Here is a 25,264-nt window from a genome sequence, read left to right on the forward strand (position 1 = left end):
GAATTATGGCCTGGTTCCATTTCTGTACGGCCAATCACCATGAAATGGGCAAGTCGACGTTGGTTGACATGGCCGATTGGTTCCAAGCGGGGCTTCTCGAACTAGGGCATAAGGTCACTTTTTCCAGAACGCACGTAGAAAAATCCGCCATTAATCTATTTTGGGAATACTTCGAACCCGGCATGCTCGCAGAAATAGCCAGCTCAGGCGTCGACTACGGAATCATTGCCACGGAAATACCGGATGGCAAGGGGTTCAATTGGCGGGATGAATCCGAGTGGGTTGCCAGGTTTCAAGCCTTCGCCGAAGTGGCCAAAAATGCCAAATTTATATGGACGATGGTTGAAAGCTCGGTTCCGTTCTATTCAAGGTTTTGCCCGACTGCCTATATCGAATTGGGTTTTTCGGAGCGGCTGATTCCAGCATCTTTGAATGAAAACCCGACGGTTGATTTTTGTTTCTTTGGGCTGAGAACACCCTATCGAGAGCAGGTCGTCGAGCAGCTTGGAAAACATGCGAGCGTTGAGTGGCCTCAGCACTTTCTTTCTCCGGCTGGTGTGATGGCGCTGATTGGAAATAGTCGGATAGGTCTGAACTTCAAGCAGTCAGCTCAATGGCCAATACCCTCGCCGACCCGGTTGGGACGGCTAATGATGGCAAGGCGCGTCGTTGCCGCCGAGTATGTCCCTGTCTTTACTCGGCAGGGAGAGATTGCAGGTATTTGCCCGGAGACGACTCCATTTCATGAGTACGCCTTGAGTCTTCTCGACTTCGCTTGGCGTCAAAGAGCAGACGCCGTTTTCGAGCGTTATAAGGCGACGTTGCCGATGAGGCTGATTATGGAAAGCGTGCTGGATAGCACCATGTGCTACCCCGCCACGCCCAGTGAGTTTGGCGCAGTCCCCCTCAAGCTGCTTCCACCCATGCTGGTGGGGGAGAATGCGATCTGGAATTTTGTTTGTTGGGGTGGCGAATACTTTTCAATAAAAAAAGAACTTGGAGTGGTGGATGTGACGCTTGGGCTGGAGGTCCTGCAAAAAAAGTATCACATGAAAAATATCCTCCACGCTGAAAGTTTGCTGGAGTTGCACAGGCTGGTTGACATGCCGTGATGGCTAGTTTTCCTCCAGAAGAACCGGGGTCGGATGACGTCGGATGCCGCCTGTCGTGACCAGTAGATAAACGAATCAATCACCAAACGTGCGGATGAGAGCTACGGGAGTCTTTGACTTGGTGAGGCGGCTTCGGTGTCCTTGCTGAGGAGGCTGCGCATTTGGATCAATAAGTTGTCAGTTTCGGTCATTGAGCCAGGGCCGGGGGCTCTTTAATGTGCCAGTCATACAACTGACGGGGGCCACAGAGCTTCCCGCATTTCCGTGATCTTGCCTGTTGTGGAGTTTCTATGACCGCCGCCCAATACCCGCACCTGCTGGCCCCGCTCGACCTGGGTTTCACCACGTTGCGCAACCGTACCCTGATGGGTTCGATGCACACCGGTCTTGAGGAAAAGCCCGGCGGTTTCGAGCGCATGGCGGCCTACTTCGCCGAGCGTGCCCGGGGTGGTGTCGGCCTGATGGTGACCGGCGGTATCGCGCCGAACGACGAGGGCGGCGTGTATTCCGGCGCGGCCAAGCTGACTACCCAGGCCGAAGCCGACCAGCATCGTATCGTCACCCACGCGGTGCATGCGGCCGGGGGCAAGATCTGCTTGCAGATCCTGCATGCCGGGCGTTATGCCTACAGCCCGAAACAGGTGGCGCCGAGTGCGATCCAGGCCCCGATCAACCCGTTCAAGCCGAAAGAACTGGATGAGGACGGTATCGAGAAACAGATCGCCGACTTCGTGACCTGTTCGACCCTGGCCAGGAATGCCGAGTACGACGGCGTCGAAATCATGGGTTCGGAAGGTTATTTCATCAACCAGTTCCTCGCCGCCCACACCAACCAGCGTACCGACCGCTGGGGCGGCAGCTACGAGAACCGCATGCGCCTGGCGGTGGACATCGTGCGTCGGGTGCGTGAGGCGGTGGGCGCGGACTTCATCATCATCTTCCGTCTGTCGATGCTCGACCTGGTGGAAGGCGGCAGCACCTGGGACGAAATCGTGCAGTTGGCCAAGGCCATCGAACAGGCTGGCGCGACCCTCATCAATACCGGTATTGGCTGGCACGAAGCGCGGATTCCGACCATCGCCACCAAGGTGCCGCGCGCCGCGTTCAGCAAGGTCACCGCGAAACTGCGTGGCTCGGTGGGCATTCCGCTGATCACCACCAACCGTATCAATACCCCGGAAGTGGCCGAGCAGATCCTTGCCGACGGCGATGCCGACATGGTTTCCATGGCCCGGCCGTTCCTGGCCGACCCGGATTTCGTCAACAAGGCGGCGCAAGGGCGTGCTGACGAAATCAATACCTGTATTGGCTGCAACCAGGCCTGCCTGGACCATACCTTCGGCGGCAAGCTGACCTCCTGCCTGGTCAACCCGCGAGCCTGCCACGAGACCGAGCTGAATTACCTGCCGGTCACCCAGGTGAAGAAAATCGCCGTGGTCGGCGCCGGGCCTGCCGGTCTGTCGGCGGCCACCGTGGCCGCCGAGCGTGGGCACCAGGTGACGCTGTTCGATTCGGCGAGTGAAATTGGTGGTCAGTTCAACGTCGCCAAGCGCGTGCCGGGCAAGGAAGAGTTCTTCGAAACCCTGCGCTATTTCAAGCGCAAGCTGCAAACCACTCATGTCGAGGTTTGCCTGGATACACGGGTGGATGTGGCGCAACTGATGGCTGGTGGCTACGACGAGATCATTCTCGCCACGGGCATCGCGCCACGGTTGCCAGCGATTCCCGGCATCGACAGTCCCAAGGTCCTGAGCTACCTGGACGTGCTGCTGGAGCGCGAGCCGGTGGGCCACAAGGTAGCGGTGATCGGTGCTGGCGGTATCGGCTTCGACGTCTCGGAGTTCCTGGTGCATGAAGGTGTGGCCACCAGCCAGGATCGCGAGGCGTTCTGGAAGGAGTGGGGCATCGACAGCCGTCTTGAGGCGCGGGGCGGGGTGGCCGGGATCAAGGCCGAGCCCCATGCCCCGGCCCGTGAAGTGTTCCTGTTGCAGCGCAAGGCCTCCAAGGTTGGCGATGGCCTGGGCAAGACCACCGGCTGGATTCATCGCACCGGCTTGAAGAACAAGCAGGTGCAGATGCTCAACAGCGTCGAGTACCTGAAGATCGACGAGGCGGGCCTGCACATCAGCATCGGTGGTGGCGAGTCGCAGTTGTTGGCGGTGGACAACGTGGTGATCTGCGCCGGGCAGGACCCGTTGCGCGAGTTGCAGGCCGGGCTGTTGGCGGCAGGGCAGAACGTGCACCTGATCGGCGGTGCGGACGTGGCGGTGGAGCTGGATGCCAAGCGGGCGATCGACCAGGGTTCGCGGTTGGCGGCTGAGTTGTAAGTCTGACCAGACTGAACGCGGTCTTTCTCCTGTAGGAGCCGACTTGCTGGCGATGGCGTCTCGATGAGCAAGGGCCTCATCGCCGGCAAGCCAGCTCCCATAGAGTTTTGCGGTGCTTTCAAAATCTCTGGATGGCATTGGTCCCAAGACCCGAACTGTTAAACTTGCAGGTCTACCCCACGGGACCTCCCTCGCAATGTTACCCCCGACCGACTGGCACCCCCACGCCCCCCTCGAACCGCTGCACCTGGATTGGTTGACCCGGTCTGGTGTCGAGGTGGCCGTGCTGCGCCTCGACCTGATCGATCCGCTGATCAGCGGTAACAAGTGGTTCAAACTCACCGAGCATCTGGCGGCGGCCCGGCAAACTGGCGCCGAAGGCCTCATCAGTCTGGGCGGTGCGCATTCCAATCATCTTCACGCCCTGGCGGCGGCGGGCAAGCGTTTCGGTTTCCCCACCGTCGGCCTGCTGCGCGGCCATCCCGTGCAAACCCCCACCGTTTGCGACCTTAAAACCTTCGGCATGGAACTGCACTGGCTCGGCCATGGCGGTTATCGGGCGCGGCATGCACCGGATTTCTGGGCAGCGTGGCGCCTGCGCTATCCACACTTGCACGGCGTGCCGGAGGGCGGTGGTGGCTTGAGGGGCGCACGCGGCTGTGCAATCTTGCTTGATCAGGTTCGCGGGCAATTGCCGACACTTGGCTGGACTGACTATCACGGCTGGTGGCTGGCCGCCGGAACCGGTACCACCCTGGCCGGACTGGTGCTGGCCGAAGCCGGGCGTCGGCCGGTGTACGGTGCCCTGGCAGTGCCGGCCGACCATGGCGTAGCGCCGTTGGTCACGGCGATCCTGGAGGCGGGCGGGGCGGTAAGTCCGGCTTTTGAACTGATCGACGCCTGCCGTGGCGGTTTTGCCAAGGTCGATCCGGCGTTGCTGGGTTTTATCGAGCACAGCGAGCAACAGAGCGCTGTGCCACTGGAGCCGCTGTATACCGGCAAGGCCTTGCTGGCGCTGCGGGAGCAGGTGAGCGCCGGACGCTTCGCAGCAGGTACGCGCCTGGTGTTCGTGCATACCGGCGGTTTGCAAGGCCACCGAGGTTTTACTCTGTAAACCGGTCCGTGTAGGAGCAGAGCTTGCTCGCGAAGGGGCTCTCAAGATCGCCAAAAGCTTCGCTGGCAAGCCAGGCTCCTACAGGTTTCGGGGGGACAGGTACTCCGCGTTATCGTTGGCGTCCATTGCGAGCAAGAAGGCTCAAGTACGCCGCTTGGGCAGCATGCGCAGCAGGGTGTTATCCCGCACGAAGTAGTGGTGATACAGGCCGGCCAGGGCATGCAGGCCGATCAACCAGTAGCCGATCGAGGCCAGCAGTTCATGCCAGCCCTTGACCTCTTTGGCGAAACCCAGGTCCTCGCCCGTCAGCGCCGGCAGCTCGACACCGTAGAACAGCACCGAATGCCCCTGGGCACTGACGACCAACCAACCCAGGGCCGGCGTAGCAATCATGAACAGGTACAGCGCCCAGTGCATCAGTTTCGAGATCAGCATCTGCCACACCGGCGGCGCGGGGGCGATCTTCGGCGCCACACCGAAGGCGCGCGCCAGCAGGCGCAGCCAGACCAGCAGGAACACGGTCAGGCCGAACATGTAGTGCGCCTCGACGATCAGCGCGCGGCCGCCGCTGCCCTTGGGGAATATCCCGCGAAACTCGATACAGGCGTAAACCACCGCCAGCAGCACCAGCATCAGCCAGTGCAATGCGATCGACACGCTGCTATAGCGGCTGTCGGTATTCTTCCAGGGCATAGCGTGTTCCTCGGGTCATCAGGGCTGGAACCTTCGTTCTTGAGCGACGAAGTCCATACACTTTAATGTTTTTTTCAGCATTTTGCCCAAGGCAACTCAGGGGGAGGGTTTGTATTGCCCGTGATTGGGACTTGCTTTTATATATGACTATCCATATATTCGAAAAAACATATGTAATGGTTTGCCCGCGATGTCCTGTTTTGCCTCCCCCGTGGAACTCTTCAAGTGCCTGGCTGACGAAACCCGCAGCCGGATCGTGCTGCTGGTGGCCCGTGAAGGTGAACTCTGTGTCTGTGAATTGACCGCCGCCCTGGCGTTGAGCCAACCGAAAGTCTCCCGGCATCTGGCGCAGTTACGCCAGGGTGGGTTGCTGGCCGATCGTCGTCAGGGGCAGTGGGTGTTTTATCGCCTGCACCCTGAGTTGCCCCAATGGGTCTCGACCTTGTTGCAGGGCACCCTGCAGGCCAGCGAGTCCTGGCTGGCCGCGGATATCCAGCGGTTGCAGGCCATGGACGAGCGCCCGCTGCGCTGCTGCTGAGCCTTTACCATTTCTCTTGCTGACCTTGAAGGTTGTTGTGCATGTTGATTGCCGCGTTGATTTTCCTGCTGACCATTACCCTGGTGATCTGGCAGCCCAAGGGCCTGGGCGTCGGCTGGAGCGCCTGCCTGGGCGCGCTACTGGCCTTGCTTTGCGGCGTGGTCCAGCTCGCCGATATTCCGCTGGTCTGGCAGATCATCTGGAATGCCACGGGTACCTTTATTGCCCTGATCATCATCAGCCTGTTGCTTGACGAAGCCGGCTTCTTTGCCTGGGCGGCGCTGCATGTGGCGCGCTGGGGGCGGGGCAGCGGACGCAATCTGTTCGCCGCCTTCGTGCTGCTGGGGGCGTTGGTGTCGGCGTTGTTCGCCAACGACGGCGCGGCGTTGATCCTCACGCCGATTGTCATTGCCATGCTCCGGGCCCTGCGTTTCTCCAAGGCGGCGACCCTGGCCTTTGTCATGGCCGCCGGCTTTATCGCCGACACCGCCAGCCTGCCGCTGGTGGTGTCGAATCTGGTGAACATCGTCTCGGCGGACTATTTCAAGATCGGCTTCAATGCCTATGCCTCGGTGATGCTGCCAGTGAACCTGGTCAGCGTGGCGGCGACCTTGCTGGTGTTGCTGTGGTTCTTCCGGCGTGACATCCCCCGCGACTACGATCCGCAGCAGTTGGAGCTGCCTGCCAGCGCGATCCACGACAAGGCGACCTTCATCGCCGGTTGGTGGGTGTTGCTCATTCTGCTGGTGGGGTGTTTTGCCCTGGAGCCCCTGGGAATTCCCATCAGTGCGATTTCGGCGGCCTGCGCGGCCTTGCTGCTGGGGATCGCGGCCCGCGGTCACAAAATCTCGACCCGCAAGGTGCTGAAAGAAGCGCCGTGGCAGATCGTGATTTTCTCCCTGGGCATGTACCTGGTGGTCTATGGCCTGCGCAATGCCGGGTTGACCACTTACCTGGCCGGTTGGCTGGACCACTTCGCCGGCTACGGGATCTGGGGCGCGGCCATGGGCACCGGACTGCTGAGCGCGTTCCTGTCCTCGGTCATGAACAACCTGCCCACGGTACTGATCGGCGCCTTGTCCATCGACGCCAGCCAGGCCAGCGGGGTGGTGAAGGAGGCGATGATCTACGCCAATGTCATCGGTAGCGACCTGGGCCCGAAAATCACCCCCATCGGCAGCCTGGCCACTTTGCTCTGGCTGCATGTGCTGGAGCGCAAGGATATCCGTATCGGCTGGGGGTATTACTTCAAGGTCGGGATCGTCCTGACCCTGCCGGTGTTGCTGGTGACCCTGGCGGCCCTGGCCTTGCGTTTGTCGCTGGTCTGACGTTTCCGTCGGGTGGCGATAGTAAGTGGCGCCCCCTTTCCCAGGTCATGCACGGTTCCTGTAGGAGCTAGCTTGCTGGCGATGAGGCCCGCGAGTCTTGCGGCGATTGCTCGGCCGTCATCGCCAGCAAGCTAGCTCCTACAGGGGCGTGCGTTGACTCTGGTTGAGGGGGAGGGCTTGCTGTGCTGGCGCGATCAACCGATACCCGGCACATTCGGCCAAAGATCAGCCACCAGGAACAATCGCTCGGCCTCTTCCCAGTCACCTTGCGCATTCCGGGTCAGGCGCACCAGCAGCTGCGCCGGAGCATGCGGGTCGAGTTCCTTCAGCCAGTGCTCCAGCTGTTCCCGTGGCCAGGTGTCCGCCTCGGCATAGTGCGCCGGTGCCAGCCAGGCATGGCGCGGCAGGGGTTGCCAGCGGCCCGCCGGGCTGCGCTTGATAAAGTCCGCCCAGTCGCGCTGATGCAGCCAGCGTCCGTGTAGATGTTGCGGATGAGCCCCCCGGGGAGGAAGTGCCGTCCCGGGCCACGGATACAACAGATAACCGCCCAGCCACAACTGTGCGCTGAACTGATGGATATCCAGCGTCGCCAAGGCCTCGCGGCTTTCCGGGCGGGCGGAAATCGGCAATTGGTGCTGGCTCAGGTGTGCCAACTTACGGTCCAGTCGGTCATGGCAACCCGGACCGAGCCAGCGCGCCGGGTCTTCGCCGCCGCCGTGCTGCGGGCCCAGGTACAGTTTGATCGCCAACTCCAGGTGATGCACACCATCGTGATCACGCAACAGCAGATCCAACTCACCCAGGGTGTGGCCTTCGCGGCGGATCGGCAGGTTGGCGCCAATCAACTCGATCCCGGGGGCCTGTTGCACCGCGAACTGCCACAACCGCTCGTAATACAGCCCCAGCCGGCGGGTCGCCCCGCGCACCAGCCAACCCTGCAACTCGACGGGATCGCGGTCCAGTCCGTGCAACCATTGCTCCAGCCGCTCCGGCGCCCGCACCCAGTCACTGCCGGCCAACGGGTGGCGTTGCGGCCACGGCGTGTCTTCCAGCATCGGTGGCGCCAGGATGACCCAGGCCAGATCACGCACTTCGGGATGGCGCAACTGTCGGGGCAGGTTGAGCAAGTCGGGGAAGAGGATCATCCTGCGAGCATAGCTGAAAGGGTTTTGTCTCGGGCCGGCTTTCGCCCATAATCTCCCCTTTGCCCGTCCCAGACCCCGCAGGAGCCCCATGGAGCAATTTCGCAATATCGGCATCATTGGCCGCCTGGGCAGTTCGCAGGTGCTGGATACCGTTCGCCGGCTGAAGAAATTCCTCCTGGCGCGGCACCTGCATGTCATCCTCGAGGACACCATCGCCGAGGTCCTGCCGGGCCATGGCCTGCAAACCTCGTCGCGCAAGATGCTCGGCGAAGTCTGCGACATGGTCATCGTCGTCGGCGGTGACGGCAGCCTGCTCGGCGCCGCCCGCGCGCTGGCCCGGCACAATATCCCGGTGCTGGGGATCAACCGCGGCAACCTGGGCTTTCTCACCGATATCCGCCCGGATGACCTGGAAGTCGAAGTGGCCAAGGTCCTTGACGGCCACTACCTGGTGGAGAACCGCTTCCTGTTGCAAGCCGAAGTGCGCCGCCATGCCGAAGCCATCGGCCAGGGCGATGCGCTCAACGATGTGGTCCTGCACCCCGGCAAGTCGACGCGGATGATCGAGTTCGAGCTGTATATCGACGGCCAGTTCGTCTGCAGCCAGAAGGCCGACGGCCTGATTGTCGCCACGCCCACCGGCTCCACCGCCTACGCGCTGTCCGCCGGTGGACCGATCATGCATCCCAAGCTCGATGCCATTGTGATCGTGCCCATGTACCCCCATACCTTGTCCAGCCGCCCCATTGTGGTCGACGGCAACAGCGAGTTGAAAATCGTGGTGTCCAAGGACATGCAGATCTACCCGCAGGTATCCTGCGACGGGCAGAACCATTTCACCTGTGCCCCCGGCGATACGGTGACCATCAGCAAGAAACCGCAGAAACTGCGGCTGATTCACCCGCTGGACCACAACTATTACGAAGTTTGCCGCACCAAGCTCGGCTGGGGCAGTCGGCTGGGTGGTGGAGGCGACTGATGCTCGATCCCGCGCGTGGCTACGATCTGATCGGTGATGTGCACGGTTGCGCCCATACCCTCGAACATCTGCTGGACATGCTCGGCTACCAGAAGCTGGGGGGCGTCTGGCGTCATCCGTTGCGCATGGCGGTGTTCCTTGGCGATATCATCGACCGCGGCCCGCGCATCCGCGAGGCCCTGCATATCGTCCGTGACATGGTCGTGGCCGGGCAGGCGCTGTGCATCATGGGCAACCACGAGTTCAACGCCCTGGGCTGGAGCACGCCGGCCGCGGCGGGCAGTGGCAAGCAGTTCGTCCGCGAACATACGCCGCGGCATGCCCGACTGCTCCAGGAAACCCTGACCCAGTTCGAACAGCACCCGGCGGACTGGCAGGACTTCCTCGCCTGGTTCTACGAACTGCCACTGTTCGTCGATGCCGGACGTTTCCGCGTGGTGCATGCCTGCTGGGATGGCGGCTTGATCGCGCCGTTGCGGGCGCAGTACCCCGACGGTCGGATCGACGAAGCATTCCTCAAGGATTCGGCGCTGCCCGGCAGTTTTGCCGCCACGGTGTTCGACCGCCTGCTACGTGGTACCGATATGCGCCTGCCGGACGGCCTGACGCTGACTGGCGGCGACGGCCTGACCCGGGCGTTCTTCCGCACCAAGTTCTGGGAAGACGACCCGCAGACCTACGGCGATATCGTTTTCCAGCCGGATGCCTTGCCTGAATTGGTGGCGAGCAAGCCGTTGTCCTCTACCGAAAAGAACGCCTTGCTGCGCTACGGCCTCGACGAGCCGATGCTCTTCGTCGGTCACTACTGGCGCAGCGGCAAGCCCGCGCCGATCCGTCCCAACCTGGCCTGCCTGGATTACAGCGCCGTGCTCTACGGCAAGCTGGCGGCTTACCGGCTGGACCAGGAAACCTCCCTCGACCCGCAGAAATTCGTCTGGGTCGATGTCGAACGTCCCGAGGCTTTGCGATGAGTGCCACTGCTGTCTTACGCCTGCCATTGACCACTGACCTGAGTGGCTTCGTCAAACTGCTGGAGCGCATGCAGGTGCCGCACCGGGTCAACGAGGAATCCGGCGAACAGGTGCTGTGGGTGCCCGAGTCGATCAGTGCCGACGTCCTGTCCCTATATCAGCGTTTTCCCGCCGGCGATCCGGACAACCACCTGGAAGTCCCGGACAAGCCCGCGACCATGACCCGGCCGAACTTTCTCAGCCAGGTGCGCCAGAGTCCGGCCACCGCGACGATCCTGCTGCTGAGCCTGATCATCGCCGGCGTCACCCTGCTCGGTGACAACCTGCAGACCTTGCACTGGTTCACCTTTCTCGACTTCCAGGTCCATGGCAACTACGTCCAGTTCACCCCCCTGGCCGACGGCTTGGCAGCGGGGCAGTGGTGGCGCCTGGTGACGCCGATGCTCATCCATTTCGGCATTCTGCACATCGCCATGAACGGTATGTGGTACTGGGAGCTGGGCCGGCGTATCGAGCTGCGTCAGGGCAGCATCAACCTGCTGGGGCTGACACTGCTGTTCAGCCTGGTCTCCAACTACACGCAGTATTACGTCAGTGGCCCGACCCTGTTCGGCGGCCTGTCCGGTGTGCTCTACGGTTTGCTCGGGCATTGCTGGATCTACCAGTGGGTGTCGCCGAACCCGGTCTACCGTCTGCCCCGTGGTGTGCTGGTGATGATGTTGGTCTGGCTGCTGTTGTGCCTGTCGGGCCTGGTCTCGATGATCGGCTTTGGCGAAATCGCCAACGGCGCGCATGTCGGCGGACTGCTCATCGGATGTTTCAGCGGTTTGTTGGGCGGCCTCTGGTCTCGTCGTAAACTGGCCATCTAGTCGACTTTTTTCACGCGTGGAGAGCGCATGTCCTCTTTTATCGAAATGATTGAAAACATCACCCCCGATATCTACCAGAGCCTGAAACTGGCGGTGGAAATCGGCAAATGGTCGGACGGGCGCAAGCTCAGCGCCGAACAGCGCGAGCTGTCGTTGCAGGCGATGATCGCCTGGGAAACCCAGAACCTGCCGGAAGACCAGCGCACCGGCTACATGGGCGCGCAGGAGTGTGCTTCGAAGTCGGCGCCGGTGCCGAATATCCTGTTCAAGTCGGATGCCATCCATTGATCGAGCTTGGCCGCGGTGCAATCAGCAAGATGTCGACGCGCCTTGAAGGCGCGGACGTGCAGTACGCCTTCCGCCTGGGCGACAGCGAGGTGCCGGTCAACCCGTTGATCGGCCAGAAGCTGCGCCTGGAATTCCTTGGGGCGATTCATTGCAGCCACTGTGGACGCAAGACCAAGACCAGCTTCAGCCAGGGCTATTGCTACCCGTGCATGACCAAGCTGGCCCAGTGCGACACTTGCATCATGAGTCCCGAGCGCTGCCATTACGACGCCGGTACCTGCCGCGAGCCGTCCTGGGGCGAAAAGTTCTGCATGACCGAGCACGTGGTCTACCTGGCCAACTCGTCGGGGATCAAGGTCGGCATCACCCGCGCCAGCCAGTTGCCGACCCGCTGGCTCGACCAGGGCGCCAGCCAGGCGCTGCCGATCGTGCGAGTTGCCACTCGCCAGCAGTCCGGTTTCGTCGAGGACCTGTTCCGCAGCCAGGTGGCCGACAAGACCAACTGGCGCGCCTTGCTCAAGGGCGATGCACCGGCGGTGGACCTCAAGGCGGTGCGCGAGCAGTTGTTCGAGTCCTGTGCCGAGGGCTTCGCCGCCTTGCAGGCGCGGTTCGGCCTGCAGGCGATCCAGCCGGTGCGGGATGTCGAGCCGTTGGAAATCCGTTACCCGATCGAGCACTACCCGACCAAGGTGGTCAGCTTCAACCTGGACAAAGACCCGATTGCCGAAGGCACGCTGATGGGGATCAAGGGCCAGTACCTGATCTTCGACACCGGCGTGATCAATATCCGTAAATACACGGCCTACCAGCTCGCCGTGCATCAGTAGAAGGACGCCCTCATGCGCACCGAACAACCGAAGATGATCTATCTGAAGGACTATCAGGCACCGGACTACCTGATCGACGAGACGCACCTGACCTTCGAGTTGTTCGAGGACCATACCCTGGTCCATGCGCAGCTGGTGATGCGCCGCAACCCGGCGGCCGGCGCGGGGCTGCCGCCGCTGGTGCTGGACGGTCAGTTGCTGGAGCTGCTGTCGGTGCAGCTCGACGACCAGGTGTTGTCGAGCAATGACTACCAGATCGACGACAGCCACCTGACCCTGCACCCGGGCAGCGAGCGCTTCAGCGTCGACACCAGCGTGAAGATCCATCCGGAAACCAACACCGCCCTGGAAGGCCTGTACAAGTCCGGCGCGATGTTCTGCACCCAGTGCGAGGCCGAAGGCTTTCGCAAGATCACCTATTACCTCGACCGCCCGGACGTGATGAGCAAGTTCACCACCACGGTGATCGCCGAGCAGCATCGCTATCCGGTGCTGCTGTCCAACGGCAACCCGGTGGGCAACGGTCCCCAGGACGACGGTCGGCACTGGGCGACCTGGGAAGACCCGTTCATGAAACCGGCCTACCTGTTCGCCCTGGTGGCGGGCGACCTGTGGTGCGTCGAAGACAGCTTCGCGACCATGAGCGGTCGCGACGTCGCGCTGCGCATCTACGTCGAGCCGGAAAATATCGACAAGTGCCAGCACGCCATGAACAGCCTGAAGAAGTCCATGCGCTGGGACGAGGAGGCCTATGGTCGCGAATACGATCTGGACATCTTCATGATCGTCGCGGTCAACGACTTCAATATGGGCGCCATGGAAAACAAGGGCCTGAATATCTTCAACTCCAGCGCCGTGCTGGCCCGTGCCGAAACCGCCACCGACGCCGCGCACCAGCGGGTCGAGGCCATTGTTGCCCACGAATACTTCCACAACTGGTCGGGCAACCGCGTGACCTGCCGCGACTGGTTCCAGCTGTCGCTCAAGGAAGGCTTCACGGTGTTCCGCGATGCCGGCTTCTCCGCCGATATGAACTCGCCTACGGTCAAGCGTATCCAGGATGTTGCCTACCTGCGCACCCACCAGTTCGCCGAAGACGCCGGTCCCATGGCCCACGCCGTGCGTCCGGACAGCTTTATCGAGATCTCCAACTTCTACACCCTGACCGTGTACGAGAAGGGCTCGGAAGTGGTCGGCATGATCCACACCCTGCTCGGTGCCGAAGGTTTCCGCAAAGGCAGTGATCTGTACTTCCAGCGCCATGACGGCCAGGCCGTGACCTGCGACGATTTCGTCAAGGCCATGGAAGATGCCAACGGCGTCGACTTCAGCCAGTTCAAACGCTGGTACAGCCAGGCCGGTACGCCGCGTCTGGCCGTCAGCGAAAGCTACGATGCGAACGCGAAGAGCTACAGCCTGACCTTCCGCCAGAGCTGCCCGCAGACCCCGGACAAGCAGGAAAAACTGCCGTTCGTGATCCCGGTGGAGATCGGCCTGTTGGATGCCCAGGGGGCGGAAATCGCCCTGCAACTGGCCGCTGAAACGACCGCTGGCGCTACCAGCCGCGTGCTCTCGGTGACCGAAGCGGAACAGACCTTTACTTTCGTCGGCCTCGACGCCAAGCCGTTGCCATCGCTGCTGCGGGGGTTCTCGGCACCGGTGAAGCTGAGCTTCCCCTACGACCGCGACCAGCTGATGTTCCTGATGCAGCACGACAGCGACGGTTTCAACCGTTGGGACGCCGGCCAGCAATTGTCGGTGCAGGTACTGCAGGAACTGATCGGCCAGCATCAGAAGGGCGAAGCGTTGGTGCTCGATCCGCGTCTGGTCACGGCCTTGCGCAGCGTGCTGGGCAATGAGCAGCTTGATCAGGCGATGGTTGCTGAAATGCTCTCGTTGCCAGGCGAGGCCTACCTCACCGAGATCAGCGAAGTGGCTGATGTCGAGGCGATCCACACCGCTCGTGAATTCGTTCGCCGGCAGTTGGCCGAGCAGTTGTTCGATGGCTTGTGGCAGCGTTACCAGGCCAATCGCGCGGTGTCGAAAGCCACGCCTTATGTGGCCGAGAACGAGCATTTCGCTCGACGTGCCCTGCAGAACATTGCGCTGTCGTACCTGATGCTCAGTGGCAAGCCTGAAGTGTTGGCGGCGACCCTGGAGCAGTTCGAAAGCGCCGATAACATGACCGAGCGCCTGACCGCCCTGGCGGTGTTGGTGAACTCGCCGTTCGAAGCCGAGAAGGCGTTGGCGCTGGCCAGTTTCGCCGAGCACTTCAAGGACAATCCGCTGGTCATGGACCAGTGGTTCAGCGTCCAGGCCGGCAGCCCGTTGCCTGGCGGCTTGCAGCGGGTCAAGGCGTTGATGGAGCACCCGGCGTTCACCATCAGGAACCCGAACAAAGTGCGGGCGTTGATCGGTGCCTTTGCCGGGCAGAACCTGATCAACTTCCATGCGGCGGACGGTTCCGGTTACCGTTTCCTGGCGGACCTGGTGATCCAGCTCAATGCGCTGAATCCGCAGATCGCTTCGCGGCAATTGGCGCCGCTGACCCGCTGGCGCAAATACGACGGCGCCCGCCAGGCGCTGATGAAGGCCGAGCTGGAGCGGATTCGCGGTTCGGGCGAGTTGTCGGCGGATGTGTACGAGGTTGTCAGCAAGAGCCTGGCTTAAGCTGTTTGCCTGCGGGCGCCCTTGAGGGCCCCTTCGCGGGCAAGCTCCGCTCCCACAGGAAGGTTGGGTTTGACTCAAAAACGGTGGGGGCTCAGCTGGCCCGCGAAAGCGGATCGAGCCTGAATGTTATGGGCGAGCAAAACACAGGATTGGGGTCGAGCCTGAATGTTATGGACGAGCAAAATAACTGTGGGAGCGGAGCTTGCCCGCGAAGGCATCGGCACAAACACCCTTGAAACACCTGACTCACCTCCACAAAGGCCACACCCGTGGCCTTTGCTCATCACCTCGCCTGATGCCCCATCATTCAGGCCTGCCCTCAACGCCCCGGGTTAACAAAAGATAACGTGGCGTCGATTGTCAGACGATTCCAAAGCCCGATAGGATAGCTCCAGCTTTAGAAGGGGCTCTAGATTGCCGGTTTCAGACGCCCCGGCAGTCATGAAACGCCCTCGAAGGCGCCCTGAAAGGTTGGACGACCTGACAATAATAAATGGGGAGAAAGGTCTATGAATGAGCCTGTGAGGCCTACGGGTTCTTGCTGTCCGCCGACCTGGCGCGGCACGGCATTGCTGGTGGCGGCGCTTTCGCTGTCGGGACTGGCGGCACTGCCGGCCAGCGCATACGCGGCGGCGCCAACCACTGCCGACACCGTCTACTCCATCGAATCCGCCAAGGCTATCAAGGGCCTGCTGCTCGACGTGGTCCACGCCGGCAAGCGGCTGGTGGCCGTCGGTGATCGCGGACACATCCTCTTTTCCGACGACCAGGGCGGCCACTGGACCCAGGCCAAGGTCCCGACCCGGCAGATGCTCACCGCGGTCTATTTCGTCGATGACCAGCACGGCTGGGCCGTCGGCCACGATGCGCAGATTCTCGCCAGCACCGACGGCGGTGCCACCTGGACTCGCCAGTTCCAGGACCTCAAGCGTGAAGCGCCATTGCTCGATGTCTGGTTCAAGGACGCCAGCAGCGGCTTTGCCGTGGGCGCCTACGGGGCCCTGCTGGCAACCACCGACGGCGGCCAGCACTGGGAAAATGTCAGCGAGCGCCTCGACAATCCCGACCAGTACCACCTCAACGCCATCACCGCGGTCAAGGATGCCGGGCTGTTCGTGGTCGGCGAGCAGGGCAGCATGTTCCGCTCCGCCGACTGGGGCCAGACCTGGGAGCACGTCGAAGGCCCGTACCAGGGCTCGCTGTTCGGCGTGATCGGCACCGCCCAACCCTCGACGCTGCTGGCCTACGGTTTGCGCGGCAATCTCTACCGCTCCAGCGACTTCGGCAGCAGTTGGGAACCGGTGGAACTCAAGGCCGCCCGTGGCGCCCTGGAGTTCGGTCTGTCCGGCGCGACCTTGCTGGCCGACGGCTCGCTGGTAATCGTCGGCAACGGCGGCAGCGTGATCCGCAGCAGCGATGACGGCGTGACCTTCAGCGTGTTCAACCGTCCCGACCGGATTTCCCTGTCGGCGGTGACGGCGACCGGCAACGGCAACCTGATCCTCGTCGGCCAGGGCGGCGCCCACACCACCACGCCCACGGGCGCTGAGCTGGGCCAATAACAAGAAAGGCGGGAATCTATGAGCAGTCAGCAAAGTCATCATCAAGACAAGGCGACGTTTCTCGAACGCCTGATTTTCAACAACCGCCCGGCAGTGATCGTCATCTGCCTGTTGGTCAGCGCCTTCCTGTTCTGGCAGGCCACGCTGATCCGGCCGTCCACCAGCTTCGAGAAAATGATTCCGCTCAAGCATCCGTTCATTGAACAGATGATGGAGCACCGCAACGACCTCGCCAACCTGGGCAACACCGTGCGGATTTCAGTGGAGGCCAAGGACGGCGATATCTTCACCAAGGACTATATGGAGACCCTGCGTCAGGTCAACGACGAGGTGTTCTACATCTCCGGTGTCGACCGCTCCGGGCTCAAGTCGCTGTGGAGCCCCAGCGTGCGCTGGACCGAGGTGACGGAGGAGGGCTTTGCCGGCGGCGAAGTGATTCCGCAAAGCTACAACGGCTCGGCCGACAGCCTGGAAAAACTGCGCAACAACGTGCTCAAGTCCGGCCAGGTCGGACGCCTGGTGGCCAACGACTTCAAGTCGAGCATCGTCGATATCCCGCTGCTGGAGTCCTACCCGGACCCGCAGGACCAGGGCAAATTGCTGGCGCTGGACTACCAGAAATTCTCCCACCAGCTCGAAGAGAAGATCCGCGACAAGTTCGAAACGCAGAACCCCAATGTGAAGGTACACATCGTCGGCTTCGCCAAGAAGGTCGGTGACCTGATCGATGGCCTGGTCATGGTGGTGCTGTTCTTCGGTGTCGCCTTCATCATCACCCTGGTGCTGCTGTACTGGTTCACCTGGTGCATCCGCAGCACCATCGCCGTGCTGAGCACCACCCTGGTGGCGGTGGTCTGGCAACTGGGGCTGATGCATGCGTTCGGCTTCGGCCTGGACCCGTATTCGATGCTGGTGCCGTTCCTGATCTTCGCCATCGGTATTTCCCATGGGGTGCAGAAGATCAATGGCATCGCCTTGCAGTCCAGCGACGCCGACAACGCCCTGACGGCGGCCCGACGGACCTTCCGGCAACTGTTCCTGCCGGGGATGATCGCCATCCTCGCCGACGCCGTGGGTTTCATCACCCTGCTGATCATCGATATCGGCGTGATCCGCGAACTGGCCATCGGCGCCTCCATCGGTGTGGCGGTGATCGTGTTCACCAACCTGATCTTGCTGCCGGTGGCCATCTCCTATGTCGGCATCAGCCAGCGGGCGGTCGGGCGCAGCAAGAAGGATGCGACCCGCGAACACCCGTTCTGGCGCCTGCTGGCGAATTTCGCCAGCCCCAGGGTGGCCCCGGTGTCCATCGTCCTGGCCTTGCTGGCCCTGGGCGGCGGGCTTTGGTACGGGCAGAACCTGAAGATCGGCGACCTCGACCAGGGCGCGCCGGAGCTGCGTCCCGACTCGCGCTACAACAAGGACAACCGCTTTATCATCAACAACTACTCCACCAGTTCCGATGTGCTGGTGGTGATGGTCAAGACAGCGCCCGAGGGCTGTTCGCACTATGAGGCGATGGCGCCCATCGACGAGCTGATGTGGAAGATGCAGAACACCGAGGGCGTGCAGTCGGCGATCTCCCTGGTGACCGTGTCCAAGCAGATGATCAAGGGCATGAACGAGGGCAACCTGAAATGGGAAACCCTGTCGCGCAACCCCGATGTGCTGAACAACTCCATCGCCCGCGCCGACGGCCTGTACAACAACAATTGCTCGCTGGCGCCGGTGCTGGTGTTCCTCAACGACCACAAGGCCGCGACCCTCGACCGCGCGGTGCATGCGGTGCAGGACTTCGCCAAGGAGAACAACAAGAACGGCCTGGAATTCCTCCTTGCCGCTGGTAACGCGGGGATCGAGGCGGCCACCAACGAAGTGATCAAAGAGTCGGAACTGACCATCCTGATCCTGGTGTACCTCTGCGTGGCGACCATGTGCATGATCACCTTCCGCTCCTGGGCGGCAACCTTGTGCATCGTCCTGCCGCTGGTGCTGACCTCGGTGCTGGGCAATGCGCTGATGGCGTTCATGGGCATTGGCGTGAAGGTCGCGACCTTGCCGGTGGTGGCGCTGGGCGTCGGGATCGGCGTGGACTACGGGATCTACATCTACAGTCGCCTGGAAAGCTTCCTGCGTGCCGGGCTGCCGTTGCAGGAGGCGTATTACCAGACGCTGAAATCCACCGGCAAGGCGGTACTGTTCACCGGCCTGTGTCTGGCGATCGGGGTGTGCACCTGGATTTTCTCGGCGATCAAGTTCCAGGCTGACATGGGCCTGATGCTGACCTTCATGTTGCTCTGGAACATGTTCGGCGCGCTGTGGCTGTTGCCGGCGCTGGCGCGGTTCCTGATCAAGCCGGAGAAGCTGGCGGGCAAGGTCGGTGGGTCGTTGTTTTCCCATTGAGAACACCTGATGTGCAGGCGCTGAATCCCCCCTGTGGGAGCGGCGCTTGCCCGCGAAGCTTTTGGCGGCATCAAGGGCCTCTTCGCGGGCAAGCTCCGCTCCCACAGGTAGTGGCGCCGCTGCAGGGCAATATCGCCTATCATGAGCACTTCCCCAAACACGATAGAACATCATGACCGCTGCAACCGACACCCTGCTCAATGCCCTTGAAACCTGCAACATGCTTGAAGTCGACGGCCTGCACGCCTTCGATTTCACCCTCGACGACAGCCGCCTGTTGATCGAATGCATGGATGGCCGGGCCGAGAAGCGCTGGAGTTTCACCCGTGCCCAGCTTGAAGCGGCGACCTTCGATGAGACCCTGCAAAGCTGGACCCTGAGCGACGATTCCAGTGAACACCGTCTGGTCTGCATGAGCACCTTCACCGGTCGCGACGAGGAAGAGTAAGGCGTTAGGGTATCGATGCAGCTTGCCGCCCCGGCGCGCTCGCTGCTGCGACAATAGACCGCAGCGCCTGACGAATCAGTCACTTGCGCTTCTATTAATGACGCTGATATCCGCTACTGCTGCAATGAATTTCAACGATGTCCACCCTCGGATGTACTTTTGACTCACGGCCTGAAAGGGCAAGCAAGCCAACTGACATTCGAGGGTTACATCATGAACTTCAATCTTTTCTCCATCATCTCCGCTTCCGCTGTTTCCGCCACCGTGGCCCTGCCTGCCAGCGCCAGCGTGGAAATCAACAGCCCGAAAAGCCACACCCAGAGCTACACCCAGAAGTACCTGCAACAGAGCGCCAACTTCTACGCCGCCCTGGATCACAAAACCCAGCACTGAGCGTCGGTTGTAGGAGCGAGCTTGCTCGCGATGGACGTCAACGATAACGCGGGAAACCTGATGCACTGCGTCGCTGCGACCACCATCGCGAGCAAGCTCGCTCCTACAGGGGTTTTGTCATAACAGAGTTGAACAGTTCCGAGGCCAGGAACTGTTCCAGCCAAGTCTGTAGATGTTTGTACGGCGCTTGCGCAAACCACACCTGATCCACATGGGCAAATTGGCGCACGAACGGTGCGACTGCAATGTCCGCCAGGCTCAGGTGTTCGGTCAACAGATGGCCGTTACGCGCAAGCAAACCGTCCAGTTTCAAGAGAAATTGCCCGCCCTGTTCCCGATAGTGCTCCATGGGAAATTCCGGGTAGCGTACCGCGTACTTGTAGCGGTCCAGCCACAGCTTGAAAACCGTGTCATTTTCCTCGATCAGCAGCGCAGCGACTTGTGCCGCCGCCGGATCGCTGCCGAGCCGCCAATCCTGCGGGTCATGCTGGGCCAGCGCCCAGTGCATGATCTCCAGACTCTGTTCGATCACCCGCCCATCAGCGCAGGCCAGCACCGGCACCGTGCCTTTGCTCGACAACGCCAGCATCCGCGCCGGTTTGTCCTTGAGGCTGACCTCCTCGATATTCACTGCCACTCCCGAATACCGCAGCGCCATGCGTGCGCGCATGGCGTAAGGGCAGCGGCGGAACGAATACAGCGTGGCCGGGGTCATTTCACCTCCAGGGTGCTCAGCCCGTTGCCCTGGCGGCGTACCTGGATCTGCACCGGTATCCGCTCATGCATTTCCTGTACATGGGAAATCACCGCGACCTTGCGGCCCTGCGCTTGCAGGCCGTCCAACGCATCCATCGCCAGTTGCAGGGATTCCGGGTCGAGGCTGCCGAAGCCTTCGTCGATAAACAGCGATTCGATCTTCAGCGTGCTCGAGGCCATCGACGCCAGGCCCAAGGCCAAAGCCAGCGAGACCAGGAAGGTTTCGCCGCCGGACAGCGAATGCACCGAACGCAGTTCGTCGCCCATCTCGGTGTCCATCACCAGCAACCCGAGCATGCTGCCGCCGCGCTTGAGGCGATAACGTCGCACCAGTTGGCGCAGTTGCGCGTTGGCGTGGTGCACCAGCAGATCGAGGTTGTAGGCTTGGGCCAGTTTGCGGAAGCGATCGCCAGTGGCCGAGCCGATCAGCGCGTCCAGGCGCGCCCAACGCTGATACTCGCGGTTGGCGTCGACGATGCGCTGTTGCAGCTCCTGGTTGGCGTCCTGGCGCCGCTGGTCTTCGGTCTGTTGCGCGCGCAGTTCCGCGCAGTGCTGTTCGCTGACAATCAGTTGTGTTTGCAGATCGCCCAGGGCGGCGTCCAGCGCTGGCGCGTCGAGGTTGCCATTGTGCTGGGCCTGATGCTGCTGAAGGTGTTTCTCCCGCTCCTGCAGCAACACCCGGGCTTGCTCGACGGCTTTTTCGCTAACCTGTAATTGCTGTCGCAGTTGGCTGACGTGCTCATCGTCGCAGGCCAGCAGTTGCTCAAGTCCGGCGTCGTCCAGTTCCGGGTGACGAGCGCGCCAATCCGCAACCTGTTGTGCCAGTTCCAGGCTTTCTTGTTCCAGGGCCTGCCGGCGCTCCTGACGGGCCTTGAGCTCGGCGCCGAGCTGGATCAATTGACTGGCGAGCGCCTGCAACTGCTGGTTGGCCGAAGCATCGGCTTGCCGCGCATGCTCCACCGTCTGGTCCATCTGCTGTTGCCAGGCTTCGACGCTGGCATGTTCGCCAATCAGGCCGACCAGCTTGAGCCGGCTGGCCTGCTGCTGCTCAAGCAGCACGGCGCAACGTTGTTTCAGCTCTTCGCAGTGCTGCTCACGGGTTTGCTGGCGGACTTGCTCCAGTTCGATTTTCTCCTGGCGCTCGCGCTGTTCCTGTTGCTCCTCGCGCTGCTGCTCCAACTGGCCGAGACGTTGCGCGACCTGTTGATCGAGCTGCATGAAGGTCGCCGCCGGATCATTGCGCAGGCCCTGCAGGGTCTCGTCCGGCAACAGGCTGGCGAAGGCGCCCAACTCCTGTTCCAGTCGTTCCTGATCGGTACCCATCTGGCGTTGCTGATCGAGTAACTGTTGGTGCGCGGCCTGGCGGGCCTCGGTGGCCGCGCGCAGTTGTTGCTGGAGCCGCGCGGCATCCTGTTGCAGGGTGAGCAGGGCGGTTTGCCGTTGCTCGTCCTGGCCGATGTTCTGTTGCAACTGCTGCAACTGCTGGTTGAGCCAGGCATCACGGCGAGCGTCATCCTGCTCCAGCAGCGCGTTGTGCAGTGGATGCGCTTGCAGGCTCGGTGCCAGTTCCAGGTGCTGCTGGGCCAACTGCTCCTGCTGATTGAGCAGTTCTTTCTGCTGGGCAATCAGCCCGCCGGCCTTTTCCCGCAGTTGGTTGAGTTTTTCCGTCAGCGTGTCGACGGCCTGCCGTGCGGCGGCTTCTTCGTTCTCGTCGTGACGACCCAGGCTCTGCAACAGCGCTTCGGGTTGATGGTAGGGATGCTCATGGCTGCCGCATACCGGGCAGGGCTGGTCATCCTGCAACTGCCCGCGCAGTTCTTCGACACTGGCGCTGCGGGCCAGGCGCTGACGCTCAAGCAACTGTCGGGTAAGCGTCAAAGCCTGTTCGGCGACCTTGAGTTCATCCCGTGCCTGCAGCCCTTCGCGGTTGAGTTCGTCGCGCTGCTGCTGGGTGCTCTGCTGCCGCTCCTGCAACTGCTGTGTGCGTTGGTCCAGCTCGCGCTGGCGACTCCAAAGCCGTTGCAGCTCTTCGAAGGCGCGCAGTTGCTTGCGATTGTCTTGCAGCAGGCTGCCGAGAATCTGGATCTGTTCGCCGACGGCCGCCGGTTCCGCCCCGGCTTCGCTGTACAGCACCTCGAGCGCGCCACGCTGTTCTTCAAGCTGTTGGTCGGTGTGGACGACACGGGTTTGCAACTGTTCCAGTTCGCGCTGGCCCTGGTTCAGTCGATTGCCGATCAGCATCAACTGCTGCAACCGATCACGATAGGCGTTCCAGGCCTCGCTCAACGGGGCGAGGGCGGCACTGTGCTGCAACTGTCCGGCGATCTGTTCCAGGCGCGTGGCGACCTGCTGCTGTTGGTCGAGCAGGCTGGCGAGCTGCGTGCGGCCTCCGCTACTGGCTTGTTCGGCAGCCTGTTTCTGCCGTTCGGCATCGCTCAGGTCTTTGCCCAAATGGCTCAGCGTGGCCTGCTCATCGAAGGCCTGGCGCAGCCGTGGCGCGCTGTCGCTTTGCCGGGCCAGGGCTTCGCTCAACTGGGTGTGAGCCGTTAATCGGCTCTGTTCAAGCTGTTGCTGACGAGCCTGCACGTCAGTCTGTTGGTCAATATGTTGCTGGATCTGCGCGGTCAGTGGCGCAAGCTGCTCGTTCAACTGCAGTTGACGGGCGAACTGATGCCGCTGCGGCGCCAGTTGCTCCAGGCGGGTGAGCTGCTGGCGCTCGGCGCCGCGGGCCTGCCAGTCCTGTTCGGCGCCTTGCAGTTGTTCGACGGCGGCCTGGTGTTGTGCCTGCCATTGCCGCAACTCCTTGAGCCAGGTGTGCTGCAGCTCAAGCTGCTTGAGTTGGGCTTGCTGGGTCTTGAGTTGCTGTTGGGCCTCAGCGAATTGCCGATCCAGCTCGACCCGTGCTTCAGCGTCCATGGGCGCGACGCCACCGGCCTGGTCCAGCAATAGCTTGTGGGCTTCGCGGGCCTGCTTGGTCTTGTCGAAAGCACACCGGCCGAGACGGGTGTAGAGGGCGGTGTCGGTGAGCTTTTCCAGCAGTTCGCTACGCTCGTTGTCGTCAGCCTTGAGAAAAGCGCTGAACTCGCTCTGGGCCAGTAACACGGCGCGGGTGAACTGTTCGAAGTTCAGGCCCAGGCGGCTTTCCAGCAGGGGCTTGTATTCGCCTTTCTGGCTGGCCAGCAGTTGATCGCTGTCGAGGTCGCGCAGGCTCTGGCGGCTGGCCTGCAACTTGCCGCCGGCCTTGTCCCGGGCGCGGTTGGCTTCCCAGCGGGCGCGGTAGCGGCGGCCGTCGATGCCGACAAAATCCACTTCGGCGTAGCCGGTGCCGGTGCCGCGACGCAGTAGGGTGCGCGGGTCGCCGGTGCCGATCTCGCCGTCGGCGTCCGGCACCTTGGCATCGCGCGAGGCGTTGTTCAACCGTGGCACGGCGCCGAACAGCGCCAGGCACAAGGCATCGAGCAGGGTGCTTTTACCCGCGCCGGTGGGGCCGGTAATGGCGAACAGACCGGCGCTGGCCAGTGGTTCGGCGGTGAAATCCAGTTCGAAGGGGCCGGCGAGGGAGGCCAGGTTTTTCAGGCGGATGGCGAGGATTTTCATGGCTGTTCGCCCTCCAGTTGGACTTCCTGCAACAGCAGGGCAAAGTCATTGAGGGTCGCCTCGTCCACCGGGCTGCCATAGCTGTCCTGCCAGGCACGGCTGAACAGTTCCTGCGGGCTGAGCTGGTCGAGGTTGATCAGCCGCTCGCTATCTGTTTCGCCTTCACTCCCATTTGAGCCAGCGTATTCGGCGGCGATGCGCACCAGGCGCACGGCCTTGCCTTGCAGGGCGGTTTCCACTTGCTGGCGCAGGTCCGGTTGCGGCTCATCCAGGCGTACCCGGACTTCCAGCCAGGGTTGGCGTTGCAGGTCGGCCAGCAGGTCGACATCCGGCAGTTGCGCCAGCTGTTCGAGGATCTCGGCAACGGGTGCCGGGCCCAGGCGCTGCAGGTTCACGGCGCGGGGGATCAGGTGGCTGTCAACGCTGACCAGGGTTTCGCCATCGAGGACGATATCGAGGATCTGGTGCTGATAGGCGATTTCCGAGAACGACAGCGGAATCGGCGAGCCGCTGTAGCGGATACGCTCTTCGCCGTTGACCTTCTGCGGTTTGTGCAGATGGCCGAGGGCGACATAGCTGAGGCTAGGGCCGAACAGGCTCGCGGGCAGGGCTTCGGCGCTGCCGATGATCAGGCTGCGCTCCGAGTCTTCGGAGACCGAGCCGCCGGCCATATGCGCGTGGCTGACGGCGACCAGGGCCTGGCCCGGCTGGCGCTTGGCATTGGCCGCGGCGATCAGTCGGCGATGCACCTCGCCGATACCCTTCAGGTAGTTGTCACCCAACTGCGTGCCGGTGACTTCGGCGGGCCGCAGAAAGGGCAGGGCCAGGCACCAGGCGGCGATTTCGCCATCCTTGCCGGGCAACGGCAGCAGCAGGCGATCGCTATCCAGCTCGCCATCGTCGAGCCACAGCACCCGGCCCACGGCATGGGTGCGCAGGCGGCGCATCAGCGGCGCGGGCAGTTCGATACGGGAACCGGAATCGTGGTTGCCGGCGATCATCACGATGGTCAGCCGCGGCTGTTGTTCGTGGGCACTGACGATAAAGTCGTAGAGGCGTTCCTGGGCTTTGACCGGCGGGTTGACAGTGTCGAAGATATCGCCGGCGATCAGCAGGACATCGGGCTGCCGTTGCCCGAGTTGGGCCAGCAGCCAGGTGAGAAAACAAGCGTGTTCGAAATCTCGCTCCTGGCCATGAAGGTTCTGGCCAAGATGCCAGTCGGAGGTGTGAAACAGGCGCAAGGC

At 62.2% G+C, this 25,264-nt stretch carries 20 protein-coding genes; 15 read left to right on the forward strand and 5 right to left on the reverse strand.

The window, feature by feature from the left end:
- Nucleotides 1-5 precede the first annotated feature (5 nt).
- The 3 genes from AC07T0_RS22045 (at nt 6) to AC07T0_RS22055 (ending at nt 4,553) form a co-directional block, all read left to right on the forward strand.
- Nucleotides 6-1,112: a hypothetical protein gene (locus AC07T0_RS22045; protein WP_495003175.1), complete on the forward strand. Its 1,107-nt coding sequence runs from the start codon at nt 6-8 to the stop codon at nt 1,110-1,112.
- Between the two features lie 290 nt (nt 1,113-1,402).
- Nucleotides 1,403-3,439 carry an oxidoreductase gene (locus AC07T0_RS22050; protein ID WP_495003176.1) on the forward strand — a complete coding sequence of 679 codons (2,037 nt, stop codon included), beginning with the start codon at nt 1,403-1,405 and terminating at the stop codon, nt 3,437-3,439.
- A gap of 196 nt (nt 3,440-3,635) precedes the next feature.
- Entirely contained in the window at nt 3,636-4,553 is a 918-nt protein-coding gene (locus AC07T0_RS22055; RefSeq protein ID WP_495003177.1) for a 1-aminocyclopropane-1-carboxylate deaminase/D-cysteine desulfhydrase, read from the forward strand.
- Nucleotides 4,554-4,694: 141 nt separating this feature from the next.
- Here AC07T0_RS22055 and AC07T0_RS22060 read toward each other — a convergent pair whose 3' ends face one another.
- Nucleotides 4,695-5,246: a cytochrome b gene (locus tag AC07T0_RS22060; RefSeq protein WP_495003178.1), complete on the reverse strand. Its 552-nt coding sequence runs from the start codon at nt 5,244-5,246 to the stop codon at nt 4,695-4,697.
- A 190-nt stretch (nt 5,247-5,436) separates the two neighbouring features.
- On the opposite strand from AC07T0_RS22060, the gene AC07T0_RS22065 reads away from it, so the two are divergent.
- Together AC07T0_RS22065 and AC07T0_RS22070 are read left to right on the forward strand one after the other, a co-directional pair.
- Nucleotides 5,437-5,784 (forward strand): metalloregulator ArsR/SmtB family transcription factor, encoded by a 348-nt coding sequence (locus tag AC07T0_RS22065; RefSeq protein ID WP_495003179.1) that lies wholly within the window; start codon nt 5,437-5,439, stop codon nt 5,782-5,784.
- A gap of 41 nt (nt 5,785-5,825) precedes the next feature.
- The gene (locus AC07T0_RS22070) at nt 5,826-7,112 is read left to right on the forward strand and encodes an arsenic transporter (protein WP_495003180.1); all 1,287 of its coding nucleotides are present in this window, start codon (nt 5,826-5,828) and stop codon (nt 7,110-7,112) included.
- A gap of 194 nt (nt 7,113-7,306) precedes the next feature.
- Here AC07T0_RS22070 and AC07T0_RS22075 read toward each other — a convergent pair whose 3' ends face one another.
- Nucleotides 7,307-8,257: a DUF1853 family protein gene (locus tag AC07T0_RS22075; protein WP_495003181.1), complete on the reverse strand. Its 951-nt coding sequence runs from the start codon at nt 8,255-8,257 to the stop codon at nt 7,307-7,309.
- Nucleotides 8,258-8,345: 88 nt separating this feature from the next.
- Between AC07T0_RS22075 and AC07T0_RS22080 the strand changes: the two genes are divergently transcribed.
- From AC07T0_RS22080 to AC07T0_RS22125, 10 genes are all read left to right on the forward strand, one after another.
- Nucleotides 8,346-9,236, forward strand: a complete 891-nt coding sequence (locus tag AC07T0_RS22080) for an NAD(+) kinase (protein ID WP_100942950.1) — start codon at nt 8,346-8,348, stop codon at nt 9,234-9,236.
- Nucleotides 9,233-10,207 (forward strand): metallophosphoesterase, encoded by a 975-nt coding sequence (locus AC07T0_RS22085; RefSeq protein ID WP_495003232.1) that lies wholly within the window; start codon nt 9,233-9,235, stop codon nt 10,205-10,207. Before AC07T0_RS22080 ends, AC07T0_RS22085 begins: the two co-directional genes overlap by 4 nt.
- Entirely contained in the window at nt 10,204-11,076 is an 873-nt protein-coding gene (locus tag AC07T0_RS22090) for a rhomboid family intramembrane serine protease (RefSeq protein ID WP_495003182.1), read from the forward strand. The genes AC07T0_RS22085 and AC07T0_RS22090 overlap by 4 nt, the downstream gene beginning before the upstream one ends.
- Nucleotides 11,077-11,103: 27 nt before the next feature.
- Nucleotides 11,104-11,364 carry a YeaC family protein gene (locus tag AC07T0_RS22095; protein WP_495003183.1) on the forward strand — a complete coding sequence of 87 codons (261 nt, stop codon included), beginning with the start codon at nt 11,104-11,106 and terminating at the stop codon, nt 11,362-11,364.
- On the forward strand, nt 11,361-12,191 hold the full coding sequence (locus AC07T0_RS22100; RefSeq protein WP_495003184.1) for a DUF2797 domain-containing protein: 831 nt from the start codon (nt 11,361-11,363) through the stop codon (nt 12,189-12,191). Before AC07T0_RS22095 ends, AC07T0_RS22100 begins: the two co-directional genes overlap by 4 nt.
- Before the next feature lie 12 nt (nt 12,192-12,203).
- Nucleotides 12,204-14,861, forward strand: a complete 2,658-nt coding sequence (gene pepN, locus AC07T0_RS22105; RefSeq protein WP_495003185.1) for an aminopeptidase N — start codon at nt 12,204-12,206, stop codon at nt 14,859-14,861.
- A gap of 509 nt (nt 14,862-15,370) precedes the next feature.
- Entirely contained in the window at nt 15,371-16,423 is a 1,053-nt protein-coding gene (locus tag AC07T0_RS22110) for a WD40/YVTN/BNR-like repeat-containing protein (protein WP_495003186.1), read from the forward strand.
- Nucleotides 16,424-16,441: 18 nt separating this feature from the next.
- The gene (locus AC07T0_RS22115; RefSeq protein ID WP_495003187.1) at nt 16,442-18,826 is read left to right on the forward strand and encodes an efflux RND transporter permease subunit; all 2,385 of its coding nucleotides are present in this window, start codon (nt 16,442-16,444) and stop codon (nt 18,824-18,826) included.
- Between the two features lie 172 nt (nt 18,827-18,998).
- Nucleotides 18,999-19,274, forward strand: a complete 276-nt coding sequence (locus AC07T0_RS22120) for a DUF5629 family protein (protein ID WP_495003188.1) — start codon at nt 18,999-19,001, stop codon at nt 19,272-19,274.
- 213 nt (nt 19,275-19,487) lie between these two features.
- Nucleotides 19,488-19,667, forward strand: coding sequence for a hypothetical protein (locus tag AC07T0_RS22125; RefSeq protein ID WP_495003189.1), 180 nt, complete (start codon nt 19,488-19,490; stop codon nt 19,665-19,667).
- A gap of 103 nt (nt 19,668-19,770) precedes the next feature.
- Here AC07T0_RS22125 and AC07T0_RS22130 read toward each other — a convergent pair whose 3' ends face one another.
- From AC07T0_RS22130 to AC07T0_RS22140, 3 genes are read right to left on the reverse strand one after another with little or no spacing between them, the layout of a single operon-like run.
- Nucleotides 19,771-20,382 carry a glutathione S-transferase gene (locus tag AC07T0_RS22130; protein ID WP_495003190.1) on the reverse strand — a complete coding sequence of 204 codons (612 nt, stop codon included), beginning with the start codon at nt 20,380-20,382 and terminating at the stop codon, nt 19,771-19,773.
- Complete coding sequence (locus AC07T0_RS22135) at nt 20,379-24,020, reverse strand: AAA family ATPase (protein ID WP_495003191.1); 3,642 nt, start codon at nt 24,018-24,020, stop codon at nt 20,379-20,381. The genes AC07T0_RS22130 and AC07T0_RS22135 overlap by 4 nt, the downstream gene beginning before the upstream one ends.
- Nucleotides 24,017-25,261 carry an exonuclease SbcCD subunit D C-terminal domain-containing protein gene (locus AC07T0_RS22140; protein ID WP_495003192.1) on the reverse strand — a complete coding sequence of 415 codons (1,245 nt, stop codon included), beginning with the start codon at nt 25,259-25,261 and terminating at the stop codon, nt 24,017-24,019. The genes AC07T0_RS22135 and AC07T0_RS22140 overlap by 4 nt, the downstream gene beginning before the upstream one ends.
- Nucleotides 25,262-25,264: the final 3 nt, after the last annotated feature.

The sequence above is a fragment of the Pseudomonas sp. GW821-FHT04D07 genome (genome assembly GCF_059420225.1).

Excerpts from the sequence above, each read along its gene's own strand:
- AC07T0_RS22045 (WP_495003175.1), top strand. The coding sequence starts at position 6 with ATGGCCTGGTTCCATTTCTGTACGGCCAATCACCATGAAATGGGCAAG.
- AC07T0_RS22055 (WP_495003177.1), top strand. The coding sequence starts at position 3,636 with ATGTTACCCCCGACCGACTGGCACCCCCACGCCCCCCTCGAACCGCTG.
- AC07T0_RS22065 (WP_495003179.1), top strand. The coding sequence starts at position 5,437 with ATGTCCTGTTTTGCCTCCCCCGTGGAACTCTTCAAGTGCCTGGCTGAC.
- AC07T0_RS22090 (WP_495003182.1), top strand. The coding sequence starts at position 10,204 with ATGAGTGCCACTGCTGTCTTACGCCTGCCATTGACCACTGACCTGAGT.
- AC07T0_RS22075 (WP_495003181.1), bottom strand. The coding sequence starts at position 8,257 with ATGATCCTCTTCCCCGACTTGCTCAACCTGCCCCGACAGTTGCGCCAT.
- AC07T0_RS22050 (WP_495003176.1), top strand. The coding sequence starts at position 1,403 with ATGACCGCCGCCCAATACCCGCACCTGCTGGCCCCGCTCGACCTGGGT.
- AC07T0_RS22135 (WP_495003191.1), bottom strand. The coding sequence starts at position 24,020 with ATGAAAATCCTCGCCATCCGCCTGAAAAACCTGGCCTCCCTCGCCGGC.
- AC07T0_RS22125 (WP_495003189.1), top strand. The coding sequence starts at position 19,488 with ATGAACTTCAATCTTTTCTCCATCATCTCCGCTTCCGCTGTTTCCGCC.
- AC07T0_RS22070 (WP_495003180.1), top strand. The coding sequence starts at position 5,826 with ATGTTGATTGCCGCGTTGATTTTCCTGCTGACCATTACCCTGGTGATC.
- AC07T0_RS22130 (WP_495003190.1), bottom strand. The coding sequence starts at position 20,382 with ATGACCCCGGCCACGCTGTATTCGTTCCGCCGCTGCCCTTACGCCATG.
- AC07T0_RS22110 (WP_495003186.1), top strand. The coding sequence starts at position 15,371 with ATGAATGAGCCTGTGAGGCCTACGGGTTCTTGCTGTCCGCCGACCTGG.
- AC07T0_RS22080 (WP_100942950.1), top strand. The coding sequence starts at position 8,346 with ATGGAGCAATTTCGCAATATCGGCATCATTGGCCGCCTGGGCAGTTCG.
- pepN (WP_495003185.1), top strand. The coding sequence starts at position 12,204 with ATGCGCACCGAACAACCGAAGATGATCTATCTGAAGGACTATCAGGCA.
- AC07T0_RS22060 (WP_495003178.1), bottom strand. The coding sequence starts at position 5,246 with ATGCCCTGGAAGAATACCGACAGCCGCTATAGCAGCGTGTCGATCGCA.
- AC07T0_RS22115 (WP_495003187.1), top strand. The coding sequence starts at position 16,442 with ATGAGCAGTCAGCAAAGTCATCATCAAGACAAGGCGACGTTTCTCGAA.
- AC07T0_RS22120 (WP_495003188.1), top strand. The coding sequence starts at position 18,999 with ATGACCGCTGCAACCGACACCCTGCTCAATGCCCTTGAAACCTGCAAC.
- AC07T0_RS22095 (WP_495003183.1), top strand. The coding sequence starts at position 11,104 with ATGTCCTCTTTTATCGAAATGATTGAAAACATCACCCCCGATATCTAC.